Annotated in this window: 11 protein-coding genes; 5 read left to right on the top strand and 6 right to left on the bottom strand. The window is 72.6% G+C overall.

The window, feature by feature from the left end:
* Positions 1–2: 2 nt before the first annotated feature.
* Positions 3–797 carry a nucleotidyltransferase domain-containing protein gene (locus tag NYO98_RS08465; RefSeq protein WP_268111153.1) on the bottom strand — a complete coding sequence of 265 codons (795 nt, stop codon included), beginning with the start codon at positions 795–797 and terminating at the stop codon, positions 3–5.
* Positions 797–1,135 (bottom strand): TfoX/Sxy family protein, encoded by a 339-nt coding sequence (locus NYO98_RS08460; protein WP_268111152.1) that lies wholly within the window; start codon positions 1,133–1,135, stop codon positions 797–799. The genes NYO98_RS08465 and NYO98_RS08460 overlap by 1 nt, the downstream gene beginning before the upstream one ends.
* 84 nt (positions 1,136–1,219) lie before the next feature.
* Here NYO98_RS08460 and dapA point away from each other — a divergent pair, with 84 nt between their 5' ends.
* From dapA to NYO98_RS08445, 3 genes are all read left to right on the top strand, one after another.
* Positions 1,220–2,134, top strand: coding sequence for a 4-hydroxy-tetrahydrodipicolinate synthase (dapA, locus tag NYO98_RS08455; protein WP_268111150.1), 915 nt, complete (start codon positions 1,220–1,222; stop codon positions 2,132–2,134).
* Positions 2,135–2,162: 28 nt separating this feature from the next.
* Entirely contained in the window at positions 2,163–3,848 is a 1,686-nt protein-coding gene (locus NYO98_RS08450) for a ribonuclease J (RefSeq protein ID WP_268111149.1), read from the top strand.
* 72 nt (positions 3,849–3,920) lie between these two features.
* Complete coding sequence (locus NYO98_RS08445; protein WP_268111148.1) at positions 3,921–5,702, top strand: GAF domain-containing sensor histidine kinase; 1,782 nt, start codon at positions 3,921–3,923, stop codon at positions 5,700–5,702.
* On the opposite strand, the gene cydD is transcribed toward NYO98_RS08445, so the two are convergent.
* Genes cydD through NYO98_RS08430 form a run of 3 tightly spaced genes read right to left on the bottom strand, consistent with a single transcriptional unit; the run spans position 5,662 to position 11,511 of the window.
* The gene (gene cydD / locus NYO98_RS08440) at positions 5,662–9,009 is read right to left on the bottom strand and encodes a thiol reductant ABC exporter subunit CydD (RefSeq protein WP_268111147.1); all 3,348 of its coding nucleotides are present in this window, start codon (positions 9,007–9,009) and stop codon (positions 5,662–5,664) included. The genes NYO98_RS08445 and cydD overlap by 41 nt on opposite strands.
* The gene (cydB, locus tag NYO98_RS08435) at positions 9,006–10,022 is read right to left on the bottom strand and encodes a cytochrome d ubiquinol oxidase subunit II (RefSeq protein ID WP_268111146.1); all 1,017 of its coding nucleotides are present in this window, start codon (positions 10,020–10,022) and stop codon (positions 9,006–9,008) included. The genes cydD and cydB overlap by 4 nt, the downstream gene beginning before the upstream one ends.
* A 40-nt stretch (positions 10,023–10,062) precedes the next feature.
* Positions 10,063–11,511, bottom strand: coding sequence for a cytochrome ubiquinol oxidase subunit I (locus NYO98_RS08430; protein ID WP_268111145.1), 1,449 nt, complete (start codon positions 11,509–11,511; stop codon positions 10,063–10,065).
* A gap of 91 nt (positions 11,512–11,602) precedes the next feature.
* Here NYO98_RS08430 and NYO98_RS08425 point away from each other — a divergent pair, with 91 nt between their 5' ends.
* Both NYO98_RS08425 and NYO98_RS08420 read left to right on the top strand, forming a co-directional pair.
* Positions 11,603–11,992 (top strand): BlaI/MecI/CopY family transcriptional regulator, encoded by a 390-nt coding sequence (locus NYO98_RS08425; protein ID WP_268111144.1) that lies wholly within the window; start codon positions 11,603–11,605, stop codon positions 11,990–11,992.
* Positions 11,993–12,009: 17 nt separating this feature from the next.
* Entirely contained in the window at positions 12,010–12,876 is an 867-nt protein-coding gene (locus tag NYO98_RS08420) for a M56 family metallopeptidase (protein WP_268111143.1), read from the top strand.
* Positions 12,877–12,965: 89 nt separating this feature from the next.
* On the opposite strand, the gene NYO98_RS08415 is transcribed toward NYO98_RS08420, so the two are convergent.
* Positions 12,966–16,364: a M4 family metallopeptidase gene (locus NYO98_RS08415; RefSeq protein ID WP_268111142.1), complete on the bottom strand. Its 3,399-nt coding sequence runs from the start codon at positions 16,362–16,364 to the stop codon at positions 12,966–12,968.
* Positions 16,365–16,376 lie beyond the last annotated feature (12 nt).

Below are 16,376 nucleotides of genomic sequence, written 5' to 3'. Positions count from 1 at the left end.
GGTCAGCGGGGCTCGAACAGCCGGAGCTCCTCGCCCCACCCCTCGACCATGTCGGTCGTGCGGGTGTGGCCGCGGGACGTGTCGTACGACGAGCAGGCCGCGCGCACCCGGGCGAAGGTCTCGCGGATCGCGCTGACATCACCCTCGAGCGTGCGCCGGACGAGCCCCAGGAGGTCGTCGGCCGGCCAGCCGTCGAGCGGGTGGTTGCGGAGCTCCCAGGCGAGGTACTTGTTGTAGGGGCGCACCCGGCCCGCCATCGTGAAGACCACGTCGAGCAGCCACGGGACCGACTCGGCCGCGTCGAGCCGCGTCTCCAGCCCACGGCCGTCGCGGTCGTTCTTGAGCGTGCGGTAGGCGAAGTTGAGCCACCCGTCGAGCCGGTCGTGCTCGATCAGGATGCCGTCGGCCTCGTCGGGCCCCACCGTGGCCTGGCGGCGGACGGCACCGGCGAGCTCTCCGCCCGTGCGGTCGAGCAGCACCGGGGCCCACGCGTAGGTCCAGCGGTACCACCAGTGCTCGGTCCCGAACGGCGGGACCGTGAGCAGCTCGCTCCAGGAGTCGACCGCCTCGTCGACGTCGGGGGAGTGGGTCGACTCCCGCCCTGCCGCGGCCTCGTCCGACAGCACGACGACCACGTCGAGGTCGGAGCGCTCGGTGGCGAACCCTCGACCCGCGGACCCGCTCAGCACGAGCCCGAGGAGGTCGTCACCGTGGTCGGCGACGTTGCGCTCGGCCAGCCGCACCAGCCTCGCCCGCTGGTCGCTCGTGAGCCAGTCGGGCAGGTCCAGGTCGGGCACTACGTCTCCTTGGGAGGCAGGCTGCGGGCGTGTCCCACGCCGCGGTCGACCCAGAGCTGGAGCTGCTCGTCGTCGACGAGCGCCTCCGGGGCGACGAGCAGCCACCCTGTCATGGGCCGGCCGCGCATCTCCATCGGATTCACGCTCTCGCCGTCGACCCACGCCTCGGCGTCGGCCGGGTCGGCCCGCACCATCAGCGAGCCCTGGCTGCCCGCCGCGACCGCCATGTGGCCGTCGACCATGAAGCCGAGCCCGCCGAACATCTTCCTCGACGTCACGCCCGGCTCCCGCTCGAGCAGGTCGTGGATCCGCTGCGCCAGCTCCTCGTCGTACGCCATGCGGCGACCGTAGACCAGCCCTCCGACACCGGCCCGCGGCTCGGCGACGACGGTGCGAGGGACGAGGGGCGATAACCTTCGACCATGAGCGAGCGGAGCGAAGCGAGTACGAGCATCGACGTCCCGTTCGGCCGCCTCCTCACCGCGATGGCCACCGCGTTCCACGAGGACGGCAGCGTCGACCTCGAGAGCACCGCGCGGATCGCGGTGCACCTCGTCGAGCACGGCAACGACGGGGTCGTCGTCAGCGGGACGACAGGGGAGAGCCCCACCACCTCGGTGGCCGAGGACGGCGAGATCCTCCGCGCCGTGCAGGACGCGGTCGGCGACCGCGCGAGCGTCATCGCGGGAGTCGGCACCAACGCCACCGCCCACTCGGTCGAGCTGGCCCGCCAGGCGGAGAAGATCGGCGTCGACGGCGTGCTGCTCGTCAGTCCCTACTACAACAAGCCCGGCCAGGTCGGCCTGCGCCACCACTTCGCCTCGGTGGCCGAGGCGACCGACCTCCCCGTCATGCTCTACGACGTCCCCGGCCGCACGGCGAGCCTCATCGAGCTCGAGACCTACGAGGCGATGCGTGGCTACGACCACGTCACGTCGGTCAAGGATGCCTCCGGCCTGCTGCCGCGCACGGCCCAGCTCGTCGACATGGGCTACGCCGTCTACTCCGGCGACGACGTCGCCACCCTGGGCTACCTCGCCTACGGCGGCGTCGGGCTCGTCTCGGTCGCGGCGCACGCCGCGGGCGACCAGCTGGCGTCGATGATCGACGCCTGGGTCCGCGGCGACCACGCCGAGGCCCTGCGCATCCACACGACGCTCCTCCCGGCCTTCGACGCCGTGATGGGCGTCCCCAACTACGGAGCCACCACCGCCAAGGCAGCCCTCGAGCTGCTCGGGGTGCTCGACAACCGCCGCGTGCGCGGACCGCTCGTCGCGCTCGACGACCACGAGGTCGCCGCGCTCCGCACGGGCCTGGCTGCCGCCGGCCTCATCTGAACCACTGACACCGAACCCGAGGAATACCTTGAGCCATCCCCACCCCGACCTGAGCGTGCCCGCCCCCCTCCCGGCCGGAGGCCTCCGGGTCATCCCGCTCGGTGGGCTGGGCGAGGTGGGTCGCAACATGACCGCGTTCGAGTACGACGGCCGGCTGCTGCTCGTCGACTGCGGCGTGCTGTTCCCCGAGGACCACCACCCCGGCGTGGACCTGATCCTCCCCGACTTCGAGCCCATCCGGGACCGCCTCGACGCCGTCGAGGCGCTGGTGCTGACCCACGGCCACGAGGACCACATCGGCGCCACGCCCTACCTCCTGCGCGAGCGCGGCGACATCCCGCTCGTCGGGTCCAAGCTGACCCTGGCGCTGCTGGGCTCCAAGCTCCGCGAGCACCGCCTCAAGGAGACGGTCCACTACGAGGTGGCCGAGGGCCAGACGATCACCTTCGGGCCGTTCGTGCTCGAGTTCGTCGCGGTCAACCACTCGATCCCCGACGCGCTCGCGGTCGTGATCCGCACCGGTGCGGGCGTCGTGCTGCACACCGGCGACTTCAAGATGGACCAGCTCCCGCTCGACGGTCGGATCACCGACCTCAACGAGTTCGCCCGCCTCGGCGACGAGGGCGTCGACCTGTTCCTCACCGACTCCACCAACGCCGAGGTCCCCGGCTTCACCACCTCGGAGAAGGACATCTCGCCCGTCCTCGAGGGGGTCTTCGCCAAGAGCGACCAGCGCATCATCGTGGCCTGCTTCGCCTCCCACGTGCACCGCGTCCAGCAGGTGCTCGACGTCGCGGTGGCCCACGGCCGCAAGGTCGGCTACGTCGGCCGCTCGATGGTGCGCAACATGGCCATCGCGCAGGAGCTGGGCTACCTCACCGTCCCCCCCGGCGTGATGGTCGAGGCCAAGGAGCTCGCCGACCTGCCGCCCCACAAGCAGGTGCTGATCTCGACCGGCTCGCAGGGCGAGCCGATGTCGGCGCTGAGCCGGATCGCCCAGCGCAGCCACAACTTCGTGCACCTCGAGGAGGGCGACACCGTCGTCCTCGCCAGCTCGCTGATCCCGGGCAACGAGAACGCCGTCTACCGGGTGATCAACGGCCTGGCCCGCCTCGGCGCCAATGTCGTCCACAAGGGCAACGCGCTCGTCCACGTGTCCGGCCACGCCAGCGCCGGCGAGCTGCTCTACTGCTACAACATCGTCAAGCCCCGCAACGTGATGCCGGTGCACGGCGAGGTCCGCCACATGCGGGCCAACGCCGACCTCGCCCGCGCGACCGGTGTGCAGAACGTCGTGCTCGCCGAGGACGGCGTGGTGGTCGACCTGGTCGACGGCGTCGCCAAGGTGACCGGCAAGGTCGAGGTCGGCTACGTCTTCGTCGACGGCACCACCATCGGCGACGTGTCGGAGGCGTCGATGAAGGACCGCCGGATCCTCGGCGAGGAGGGCTTCCTCTCGGTCATCGTGGTCGTCGACTCCGTGACCGGCAAGGTCGTCTCCGGGCCGGAGATCCACGCGCGTGGCTTCGCCGAGGACGAGTCGACGTTCGCCGAGATCCGCCAGCCGATCATCGACGCGATCGACGCCGCCGTCGCCGACGGCACCAACGACAGCTACCAGCTGCAGCAGACGGTCCGCCGGGTGGTGGGCCGCTGGGTCAACCGCGCCCACCGCCGCCGTCCGATGATCATTCCTGTGGTGATCGAGGCCTGACGGCCCTAGCATCGACGCGGGACGGCGGGACCAGCAGGAGTGGGGCCGTCGGGCCTGGGTGGGGAGGTGGACATGCCGCGCAGCCAGGGCGCGCTGAGCCGGTTGGCGGAGCTGATGCGACGCGTCAACTCCTCCACCGACACCGAGGTGATCCTGGAGGAGATCGCCCACGGCGTCGTGGACGTGCTGGGCTACGGCGTCGCCGCGATCGCCCGGCTCGAGGGCGACGTCCTGGTCATGACCAACGTCGCCGGCCCGCCCGAGGTGGTCGCGCAGATCCTCCACCGCCGCACCCCGGCCGAGCAGATCCTCGACGAGTTCCGCGAGGCCGACAAGTGGGGCATCCTCCGCTTCGTCCCCGCCGGGCGGATGTCGGCGGCACGGCTGCAGGCCGCCTGGGTCCCCGAGTTCCAGCCCACGGGTGACCCGGACGCCTGGCACCCCGAGCACGCCCTCTACGCGCCGCTCTACTCAGCCGCCGGCGAGCTCCTCGGCAACATGGCGGTCGACCTGCCCGCCGACGGCAGGGTGCCCGACGAGGCCGACCGCGAGCTGCTCGAGATGTTCGCGGTGCAGGCGGGCGTGGCGCTGTCGAACGCCCGCGAGCGCGAGCGGCTCACTGACCGCGTGCGCCTCGACCGGATGCTCACCACGGTCGCCGGCGCCGCGACCGCGCAGAACCTCTCCCAGACGCTCGGTGCGGCCGTGGTGGCCGTCGCCGAGTCGCTCGGCACCGTGCAGACGGTGGTGCGGACCTTCCCGACCGACGCGCAGGGCAGCCAGCTCGGCGTCGGGACGCCGTACGCGTTCACCTCCGAGCACGAGGTGCCCGAGATCCGTGAGGACCTCACCCGCCTCGAGGAGCTCCCCGTGCTGATCGAGCTGGGTGTCGACGACCCGTCCTCGCCGCAGCTGCCCCGCAGCGCCGCCCGGATGCAGGAGCTGATGCGCGGGATGCGTGTGGACCGCGCGCTGGTCTCGCCGCTGGTCTCCCAGGACGACCTGGTGGGCTACCTCGTGCTGGGGTTCGCCCGCCACGCCAGGTCCGTGACGGCCAACGAGGCCGATGCGGTCCTCGAGGTGAGCCGGCTGCTCGCCCAGACCGTGCGGGCTTCGCGCGTCCTGGAGACCGAGCAGCGCCTCGTGCAGGAGCTGCGCGAGCTCGCCCGCTACCGCAGCGAGCTGATCGCGACCATCTCCCACGAGCTCAAGACCCCGCTCACCGCGATCCTCGGCCACGCCGAGCTCATCGCCGACCGCTATCCCGACCTCTCCTCGATCGACGCGATCATCCGCAACGCCGGCCGGCTCAACAACCTCGTCGCCAACCTGTTGCACTACTCGCGGATCCAGGGCAGGCGCGAGACCGTGCGGCGGGCCGTGGACATGGTCGAGCTGTGCGAGGCCAGCGTCGACCTGCTCAGCATCCGGGCGAAGCAGGCAGGTGTCCGGCTCCACTTCGACCGGCCGGAGGTCACGCCCGTGGTGGTCTTCGGCGACCCCGAGGAGCTGGCCCGCGTGATCGACAACATGGTCGACAACGCCGTGAAGTACACCCCCGAGGACGGGTCGGTCTCCGTGGCGATGACCGTCGGTGGCGACGAGGTGAGCGTCGAGGTCAGCGACACCGGCATCGGGATCTCGACGGCCGACCAGCAGCACGTGTTCTCCGCGTTCCACCGCTCCACCAACCCGAACGCCCTCTCCGTGCCCGGCACCGGACTCGGGCTGCCGATCGCGCAGCGGATCGCCGAGTCCCACGGCGGGACGCTGTCGGTGTCGTCCGAGCTGGGTCAGGGGAGCACGTTCAGGTTCACGCTTCCGCTGCGCTCGCCGCGAGAGCAGGCCGACTGACCGAGGGGTCGGTCCCCGCCTCGAGGTGCACGACCCGGTCCATCGCGTCGAGCCCGACCGTCCCGTGGGTGATCCACAGGATCGACCGGCCGACCCGGGCCGCCGAGTCGAGCATCTCGTCGGCGACGGCCCTCGCGGTGGGCCCGTCGAGATGGGCCGTGGGCTCGTCGAGCACCAGCACGGGCGGGTCGGCCAGCAGCGATCGGGCCAGCGCCAGGCGGGCACGCTCGCCGCCGGACACCTCGCGGCGGCCGGCCCCGACGTGGGTGTGGATGCCGGCGGGCAGGGCGTCCACCCACGGGCCCAGGCACGCGCGGTCCAGCGCCGCGCGGACCGCGTCGTCGTCAGCATCCGGCCGGGCGAGCCGGACGTTCTCGGCGACCGTCGAGGCGAACACGTGCGGGTCGTCGTCGACGAGCCCGACCGTGCGGCGTACGTCGTCGAGCGCGAGCCGCCGCAGGTCCGTCCCGCCGAGCAGGACCTCCCCGCTGACCGGGTCGACGAAGCGCACGAGGGTGGCGGCGAGGGTGGACTTCCCGGACCCGGACGGACCGGTGACGCCGAGGTGCTCGCCCGGGCGCAGGACGAGGTGGTCGATCGCCAGCACCGGCCGGTCGGTCCAGCCCAGCTCGGCGTCGTGCACGACCACGCCGTGCCCGTCCGGCAGCGGCAGGGGAGAGGCGGGGTCGCTCACCGCCGGGGGCGTGACGACGAGCCGGTCGAGGCGCTCACGGGCGGCACGGGCGCGCACCGACAGGGCGCCGGCGTCGGCCAGCCCGCCGATGGCGTCGACCAGGGCGAGCGGCACCAGCAGCAGCAGGGCCAGCAGGGCGGGGGAGGTGGCGGCAGGGTCGACCAGCGCGGCCATGGCGACGACGCCCAGTCCCGCCGCGACACTGGTCAGGGCGGCACCCGCCGCGACGGCGCGGGCGGATCGTCGTACGGCCCGCGCGAGCGCTGCCGACTCCTCGTCGACGGCGTCGAGCGCCCGGTCCGTCGCGCCCCACTGCTCGAGCTCGCGCAGGCCGTGCGCGAGCTCCTCGACCCGGGTCCCGAGCCGCGCGCGGTGGGTGACGACGAGCGGCTCGGCGGCGGCGGTGCCCCGACGGGCGAGCAGGAAGGAGAGTGCCCCGGCACCGGCGACCACGAGCACGACGGCGCCTGCGACCGGGACGACGAGGGCGGTGAGCAGCGCGGCGCCGAGGCCGACGAGCGCCGCGGTGACGAGTGGCTGGCGCACGCGCAGGCGGTCGTCGAGGAGGGCGTCGACGTCGTCGACGACACCGGTGAGCAGGTCGCCGCGACGCGGGCCGAGACGGCCGGGGACCAGCGGGACGAGGTCGGCGAACACCCTCGCCCGGCGCTCGGCCAGCTCGCGGAGGACGACGTCGTGGCTCAGCACCCGCTCGGCGTGCCGCAGCACCGGCCGGGCGAGACCGAAGAGGCGGACCCCGACGATGGCCACCATGAGGTAGAGCACGGGCGGCTGCTCGCTGGCCCGGGTGATGAGCCATCCCGCGGTCGCGGTGAGCGCGACGCCGGACGCCGTGGACAGGGCGCCGAGGAGGGTCGCGGTCCGCATGCCCCACCGGGGGTCCGGCCCGTCGTCCTCGGCCGGGACGACCGCGGCGGCGGCCGGACGGTCGGGGCGTACGACGGCCGCGACGGCCGGCGTGGTGTCCTCCGCCGTCGCACGGGCGGCGGGCACCAGCTCCACCACGCGGTCGGCGGCCGCCAGGACGGCCGGCCGGTGGGCCACGACGACCACCAGGCTGCGCCGCGCGAGCAGGGCCAGGGTGTCGAGGAGGACCTGCTCGGTCTCCTCGTCGAGGTGGGCGCTCGGCTCGTCGAGCAGGACCACCGGACGGCCGGCGAGCACGACGCGCGCCAGCGCGACGCGGGCCCGCTGGCCCGCGGACAACCCGGCACCGTCCTCCCGGAGCGGCGTGTCGGCGCCGTGGGGGAGGGCCCGTACGACGTCGTCCAGACCCACGCTGCGCAGGGCCTCCCAGACCTCGTCGTCGCCGGCCGAGGGACGTCCGAGCCGGACGTTGGCGGCGACGGTGTCGGCCAGCAGCCACGGCCGCTGGGGTGCCCACCCGACCAGGCTGCGCCACCAGGCGGGGTCGAGGTCGCCCAGCGGGGTGCCGCCGAGCAGCACGTCGCCGCCCACGGGCGGCAGCTCCCCGCGCAGCGTGGCCAGCAGCGTCGACTTGCCGCAGCCGGAGGGCCCCGCGACGGCCACCAGGCCGCGGTCGGGCAGCTCGAGGTCGACGGGGCGGGTCAGGGCGGCGCAGGGGGCGTGGCCGATCTCCAGCCCGCGCAGCGTGAGGCCGCTCGCCGTGGGTAGCGCGGTGCCGTGCTCGACGGACCCCGCCCGGGCCAGGAGGTCGTCGGCGTCGGCCAGGGCGGCGGTGCCCTCGGCTGCGGCGTGGAACTCCGCGCCCACGCGGCGCAGCGGCCAGTACGCCTCGGGAGCCAGCAGCAGCACCGTCAGCGCGACCTCGAAGCCGATGCTGCCCGACGCGAGGCGCAGGCCGACCGTCACTGCCACGAGCGCGACGGACAGCGTCGCGACGAGCTCCAGCACCGACGAGGAGGCGAAGGCCACCTTGAGGGTCTCGACGGTCGCACGGCGGTAGCGGTGCGTGACGGACCGGATGGTGTCGACCTGTGCCTCGGCGCGTCGGTGCGCGACCAGGGTGGGCAGCCCGCGCACGACGTCGAGGAAGTGTCCCGACAGGGCCTCGAGCGCGCGCCACTGCGTGCGGGCACGGTCGCGGGTGGTGAGCCCGACGAGGACGGCGAAGACGGGCACGAGCGGCAGCGTCAGGGCGACGACGAGCCCGGAGAGCGGGTCCAGCCACGTGATCGCGGCGAGCGCGACGAGAGGCAGCACGGCGGCCGGGACGAGCGCGGGGACGTAGCGGGTGACGTAGGGCTCGACCCCGGCGACGCCGCGGGTCGCCAGCACGACCAGCCGGGCGGGCGACACGTCGTCGCTGCGGCGTGCGGCCTCGAGGAGCCGCTGCCGCAGCGCGCCGGAGACCTGACCGGCCGCACGTGCCGCCGCCCGCTGGCCGACGTGGGCCGCCGCGGTCCGCAGCAGCACCAGTCCGGCGAACGCCCACGCGGGGCCCGCCCAGCCGCCGTCCGGCGGGGTGACCGCCGCCACCACGAGCGCCCCCAGGGCGAAGGCCTGCGCCACCGTCGCCAGGCCACCGACGACCCCGCCGGTGACGACGAGGGCCAGGGCGCCGCGCGCGGGACGGAGGTGCGGCCAGACCGCCGGGTCGAGCGGCCTCACCTGGCGTCCGCGAGGACCGGCGTCGGGATGTGGTGCACCGCGATCCGCTTGCGGAAGACCCAGTAGGTCCACGCCTGGTAGCCGAGGACGATCGGGGTGAAGACGACCGCGACCCACGTCATCACCTTCAGGGTGTACGCCGTCGCTGCCGCGTTGGTGGTGGTCAGTGAGAAGGCCGGGTCGGTCGTCGACGGCATCACGTCGGGGAACAGCGCCACGAACAGGCCGATGACGGCGAGGCCGATCGTCACGAACGTGCCGACGAACGCCCAGCCCTCCCGGCCGCGCGTCGCCGCGAGCAGGCCGCCGACCAGCGACAGCGCAGCGACGACGAAGACGAGCGCCGACGCGGCGGTGCCGGTCTTCGCCTGCGTCCACGCCAGGAACACCACGGCCAGCAGGGCGGCCACGGCGCCGATCCGCACCGCGAGGTCGCGGGCGCGGTGGCGGATGTCGCCGTCGGTCTTGAGCGCGACGAACATCGCGCCGTGGGTGGCGAAGAGGGTCAGCGTGACCAGGCCGCCGAGGAGGCCGTAGGGGTTGAGCAGCGTGAGGAGGGTGCCGGTGAACTCCTTGTCGGCGTCGATCGGCACGCCGGCGACGATGTTGGCGAAGGCGACGCCCCACAGCAGCGCCGGCACGAACGAGCCCCAGATGATCGCGAGGTCCCACCGTCCCTTCCAGGTGTCGTCCTCGCGCTTGTGGCGGTACTCGAACGAGAGCCCGCGCACGATGAGGGCCACGAGGATCAGCAGCAGCGGCAGGTAGAACCCGCTGAAGAGGGTGGCGTACCACTCGGGGAAGGCGGCGAACGTGGCACCGCCCGCCACGAGCACCCACACCTCGTTGCCGTCCCACACCGGGCCGATGGTGTTGATCATGACGCGCCGCTCGGTCTCGTTGCGGCTCAGCACCGGCAGCAGCATGCCGACGCCGAAGTCGAAGCCCTCGAGGCAGAAGTAGCCGACCCACAGCACGGCGATCAGGGCGAACCAGACGGTGGTCAGTTCCATGGTGTCTCTCTGGTCTCTCTCGTGGTCAGGGAAGCGCGGGTCAGTAGGCGAAGGTGAGCGGGGCGTCCTCGTCGTCGGAGCCGCCGACCTTGACGCGGGGCGGTTCCTGGTAGGGCTCGGCGCCCTTGTTGATGTAGGTGACGAGGAGCTTGACCTCGATCACCGCGAGCAGGGCGTAGAGCGAGGTCAGCACGACCAGCGACGTCGCGGCCTCGAAGACCGAGACGCCGGGCGAGACCCCGGACTCGGTGGTCATCAGGCCGAACACGACCCACGGCTGCCGGCCCATCTCGGTGAAGATCCAGCCCCACGACGACGCCAGGGTCGTGGCGATCGGCAGGCTGAGGCCGAGGACGCCGAGCCAGCGCACCCCGGGCGTGCGTCCCTTGCGCGTCAGCCACAGGATGAGGGCCGCACCGGCCGCGGCGAAGAAGCCGAGTCCCATCATGAAGCGGAACGACCAGTAGGTCACCGGGATCACCGGGGTGTAGTCGCCCGCGGTGTAGGCCTTCGACGTCGGGTCGGAGCCGTACGTCTCGGCGTACTCCTCCCGCAGGGGGTTGATGCCCTCGACGGTTCCGTCGAAGGAGCCGGTGCCGAGGAACGACAGCAGGCAGGGGACGGTGACGGCGAACTTCTCCTCCTTCCCGTCGGGTGTGCCGATGGTGAAGACGGAGAACGGCGCGCAGCCGTCGCTGGACTCGTAGAGGCCCTCGGCCGCCGCCATCTTCATCGGCTGGACCTCGGTCATCACCTTGCCCTGCAGGTCGCCGGTGACGGCGACGCCGATCCCGGCGAGCAGCGTGATGACCGCGCCGATGCGGATGGCTCGGTGGTACATCGGCCGGTCGGCCTCGTGCTTCTTGCGCATGTAGAGGTAGGCCGCGACCCCGAGCACGAACGTGCCCGCCGTCATGTAGGCCGCGAAGATCACGTGCGGGAACGTCACGACCTGGACCTTGTTGAACATCACCGCCCAGAAGTCGGTCAGCTCGGCGCGACCGGACTCCGGGTTGTAGCGGTAGCCGACCGGGTGCTGCATCCACGAGTTGGCGGCCAGGATGAACCACGACGACGCGAGCGTGCCGAGGTGGACGAGCCACATGCAGGCGGCGTGCACCCCGCGGGGCAGCTTGTCCCAGCCGAAGATCCAGAGGCCGAGGAAGGTGGACTCGAGGAAGAAGGCCAGGAGTCCTTCCACGGCCAGCGGGGCGCCGAAGACGTCACCGACGAAGCGCGAGTAGTCGGACCAGTTCATCCCGAACTGGAACTCCTGCACGATCCCGGTGACGACGCCGATGGCGAAGTTGATGAGGAAGAGCTTGCCGAAGAACTTCGTCAGCCGGAGGTAGTCCTCCTTGCCGGTGCGCACCCACGCCGTCTCGAGGCCGGCGATGACCGCCGTCAACCCGATCGTCAGCGGCACGAACAGGAAGTGGTAGACGGTGATGATCCCGAACTGCCACCGGGCGATGTCGAGGACGTCCATGGGACCCTTTCGGCGAAGGAATTACTACACAGCGTAGTAGATACTACTCCGTGTCGTAGTTCCGTGGTCAGGGCCTCTAGACTCCAGTTCCATGAGTCCAAGGTCCCGGATGGGAGAGCTCGAGCAGGCCGTCCTCGAGGCGCTGTGGGACCTCGAGGGCAGCGACCCCGAGCGTCCGGGCGCCAGTGGGCGCGCCGTGCACGAGAGGCTCCACGGGCACGATGGCCGCGACCTGGCCTACACGACCGTGATGACCGTGCTCGACCGCCTGGCCCGCAAGGACGTCGTCGTCCGCGAGCGCGACGGGCGCGCGTTCCGCTACGCGCCACGGCTCACCCGGGCCGCGATGACCGCCGAGCTCATGCACGAGGCGCTCGAGGGCACCCGGGACGATCGCGAGCAGGCCCTGGTGTCGTTCGTGGGGGAGGCCAGCGAGGAGGACCTCGCGGCCCTGCGACGCGCCCTCGCCGACCTGTCCTGACCGACGGCACCGCCGCGATGCCGACCCCCGCAGTGCTCGGCGTGCTCGCCGTGCTGCTGGCCGGTCCGCTGCCATGGGTGCTCTCGCGCTGGACCGGCCTGCGTCGCACGCCGGCCGCCGCGATGGTGCTGTGGCAGAGCACGGCGCTGGCCTCCGTGCTCGCCGCCCTCGGCGCCGGGCTGTCGCTGGTGACCGCCCGCCTCTGGGAGGACCCGGCCGGCACTGGCGACGTCGTCGTGGCCGGCCTCGCGGCCGCGGTCACCGTGGTGGTGCTGGCCCGCCTCCTGGTGAGCGGGCACCGCACCGGCACCTCGCTGCGTCGGATGCGGCGCCTGCACCGCGAGCGGGTCGACCTCGTCGCCGAGGTGGACGGAGGCGTCTCGGTCCTCGATCACGACGTGCCGGTGGCCTACTGCGTGCCCGGCATGAGCGGCTCCCGCATCGTCGTCTCCCGCTCGACGCTGACCCGCCTGGCGCCGGCGGAGCTGAGCGCCGTGCTGGAGCACGAGCGCTCCCACCTGCGCGCCCGCCACGACCTGGTCCTGGAGGCGTTCGCGGTCCTGCACCTGGCGTTCCCGCGCTGGGTCGCCAGCGCCTCCGCGCGCCGCGAGGTCGAGGTGCTCGTCGAGGTGCTCGCCGACCGGGCGGCGAGCCGGACGAGCGGTCGCCGCGCGCTCCTGGCCGCCCTGGTCGCCCTGGCCGGGTCGCCGGCCCCCGCGGGGTCGCTGGGGTCGGCCGGGTCGTCCCTCGCGGCCCGGGTCGAGGTGCTGCGCGACACCCGTCCCCACCCCTGGCAGTCGGCCGCCGTGTCCGTGCTCGCGGCGGCCATCCTCGCGCTGCCCACCCTCCTCGTGGTGCGGCCCTGGCTCGCGGGTCTCGTCTGACGCGTGCACGGGCGAGCGGAGGGCCCCGGCGGATCGCTCCGCCGGGGCCCTCGCCCGTTGCTGGTGGTGCTCGTCAGCAGGTGGTCAGGTCAGCGACGCACGACCTTGAACGTCACCTTGTCCCTGCTTCCCTCGACCGTGTCCGAACCCCGGTAGCGGGCGACGAGCTTGTGCTTGCCCACCTTCAGGTTCTTGGTGACCTTGAGGACCACCCGGCCGTCGTCGAGGCGCTTGGACCCCATCGACGTGCCGTCGATGCGGACCACGACCCGGCCGGTCGGCGTCGTACCTGCGGCCGCGACCTTCACCACGACCTTGAAGTCCTGCTTGAAGCGGGGCTTGGCGGGCTTGACCTTCGCCGTCGTCGTCGAGGTGGCGACGCCCTTGCCGACCACCGTCGCGGTGAACGCCGCGGTGGAGGTCGCCAGTGAGTCGCTGCCGGTGTAGGTGGCGGTCAGCTTGTTGGCGCCCACGGGGAGGTCGGCGGGCAGCGGGACCGAGGCCCTGCCGCCGGTGAGGGCGGCCGAGCCCAGCTGCTTGCCGGAGGCGTCGGTCACCGTGACGGTGCCCTCGGGGGAGCCGCCGACCGATCCGACACGCTCCACCGCCACCTCGGCGGTCGAGGCGGTGCCGAACGTGGACGGCTCGGGTCGGTGCACCGCCGTGGTCCGGGTGACCAGCTTGCAGTCGACGATCTGCACGTTGTCGACGTACCAGCCCTCGTTGCCGCCGCAGCCGTCGCGACCGATGTCGAAGCGGAGCTGCACCGTGTCACCCGGCTTCGCACCCGCCGCGGCGATGTCGACCTGCGACTCGCCCCAGCTGCCCTTGGTCTGCCCACCGTCGGTGCCCGTGAAGCCGGGCTGGCCGGCGAGTGGGTTGGTGTTGGTGGCCGGGCCGGCGAGGGTGGTCGGCTTGTTGTAGAGGTAGGCCGCCGCCGGGATGGCGGTGAACGCGCCCCCGTTGACGCTCATCTTCACGTTGCCGCCGTCGTAGCCGACCTCGGTGGCCACGTAGTGCTCGAAGGTGAGCTTCGCGGAGCGCAGGCTGTCGGGCAGCTGCACGACCGGACCCGTGATGGAGTCGCGGCTCGAGAAGTCACCCTGCGGCGCCGTGTTGCCGACGCACCTGCCCTCGTCCGGAGCCGGGCCGAACGCCACCTTGCTCGGGTGGGCCGCACCGGTCCCGGCCGGAGCCGATTCCACCGGGCGCCACGCCTCGTGGATGCCGCCTGCGTAGACGACCTCGCTGCTCGCGCTCCAGCCGGTCAGGCCGTCCTCGAAGTCCTCGCTCCACAGGACGTCCTCGGTGAAGCCCTCGCCACACGTGGCGGGGGCGTCCTTGGCGAGCAGCGCCTTGAAGTTGCACTTCACCGGCTCGGTGCGCATCTCCGTCGCGGCCGTCGCGGCCGCGACCGAGGCACAGTCGCCCGCAACGATCGGCGTCGCCGGCTGCGGCGTGGCGCCGGGTGCGGTCGTCAGCTTGTTGATCGGCTGGCCGACCAGGTCGGCGCAGGACTGCTCGAACGCGTTGGCCGCGTCGGTGAAGTTGGACTGCGGCGTCAGGTAGGCCGTCTGGGCGCGCCACCAGATGGCGGCGGCCTTGTCGAGACCGAGGCCGGTCACGGTCTGGCCGTTGACGGTGCCGCCGTCGACGACGAGTGCGTAGGCGTGGTTGGGCACGCCCGAGTTGCTGTGCACGCCGCCTGCGTCGGCGCCGGTCGGGTCGCACTTGTACTCGGCGTCGGTCACCTTGCCCGGGTCTCCGTAGCAGGTGGGGTTCCACATGTCGCGGATGGCGCCCCCGAAGGCGGTCGACTTCTCACCCATCAGCCAGCGGGTGGTGTCGGGGCGTGCCGCGACGTCGTCGGCGGTGACCGACACCTTGACCGGCACGGTGGCGCTCTTGAACTTCGCGCCGTCGGCCTGCGAGACCATCACGCCGTAGAGCGCGGGGTCGCCGGTGAACCCGGCCGGGATGTCGGAGTTGTTGTTGCCGATCACGATGCCGGTCGCGCCGGCGGTCTTGGCGTTGGCCACCTTGTCGGCGAAGCCGCAGGTGCCGCGGTCGACGTAGGCCCACTTGCCCGAGACCGCTGCGGCGTTGGTGAACGCCGAGCACCCGTCGGTGGTCGTCGGGCCGGCGGTGTTGGCGGCGTCGAGCGCGACGACCACGTCGGCCGTCACCGGAGTCGTCGTGAAGGGCTTGGCCCCGGTCGCGGCCACGGCGAGGCACGGCCCCGCGATGCTGGCCGGCGCCGTGATCCGCATGTCGACGGCCGGGGGAGCGGTCTTGTCGCAGTCGCCGACCGCGCGCTTGGTGGTGAAGTTCTCGCTCTCGTCCTCGCGCCCGTTGATCAGGTCGAGCGTCTCGCCCCACACGTCGGAGTAGGACTCGTTGAGGGCGCCGGACTGGTACTGGTAGATCAGGCCGGAGGTGTACTCGGTGTAGGCGTGGCCCCACTCGTGCGAGACGACGTCGTCGGACGTGACGCCGTTGCAGTAGTTGGTCGTGGTGCCGTTCCAGTTGGCGTTGGGGCAGCTGATGCGCGGGTCGTTGTTGACCGTCTTCATCGTGGCGCCGGCGCCGTCGTAGGAGTCGCGACCGAACGTGTTCTTGTAGAGCCAGTAGGACTCGCCGGCCGAGTTGACCAGGTTGCGCTGGTCGGCGTTGAGCGCGCCGGGGAACGCGTCACCCTCCTTCCACACGCGCGTCAGCACCGGTGCGGTGCGCGTGCCGGTGGCCTCGTAGAGCTCGCGGTCGAGGGCGTCGTGCACCATCGACCAGCGGTTGAGCGCCTTGCCGGTCCGCGCGTCGATGAACACGGCGTCGCGGATGTTGTCGTCGTTGGTGACCTCGACCTGATAGGCGAGCACCGCCGTGCCGGCCTCGCCGCGGGTCGCGCCCATGCGGTAGACGACCAGCTCGCTGGTCCTCGGCTCGATGCCGGTCAGGTCGGCGGCCTCCCCGTCGTGGGCGGGCGGGTCCTCGCGGACCAGGCCGACCGCGCGCTCGCCCGCGTCGCTCGCGCTGATGCGCGGCTCGACGGACAACGACAGGTCGGGGGCGGCGTAGCCGTTGACCGAGGTCAGGTCGCCCTCGCGGTCGACTTGCACGCGCAGCATGGAGCCGAAGACGTCGACGCCCTTGTAGGTCTGCGTGTAGGTGGCGGTCCAGCCGGCCGCGGACTCCGCGACGTCGCTTCGCACGAGCTCGGCCGGGCGCGCGCCGAAGTTGGCGGCGTACTGGTCGAGGTAGGCGTCGGCCTTGTCCTCGGCCGCGCCGAGGGAGTCGCCCTCGACGGACGGGAGCAGGTCTCCGTCGCCCTGGACGCGGATGAAGCCGACCTTCGCGGTCGCCTCCTCCCGTGAGACGGCGACGTCGCCGCTGGCCCGGTCGGCCATGGCTGCGACGCCGTTGGGGTCGGCCTGTGCGGCCGGTGCTGCCTGCACGCCGATCGTCGGGAGCGCGGCAAGGCCAGCCCCCACGACGGCGAGTGC

Origin of the sequence: Nocardioides pini (assembly GCF_026712185.1) — a bacterium.
Classification (GTDB): domain Bacteria; phylum Actinomycetota; class Actinomycetes; order Propionibacteriales; family Nocardioidaceae; genus Nocardioides; species Nocardioides pini.
The sequence above is the reverse complement of the archived record's forward strand: the minus strand, read 5'-3'. Positions and strand labels throughout refer to the sequence as shown.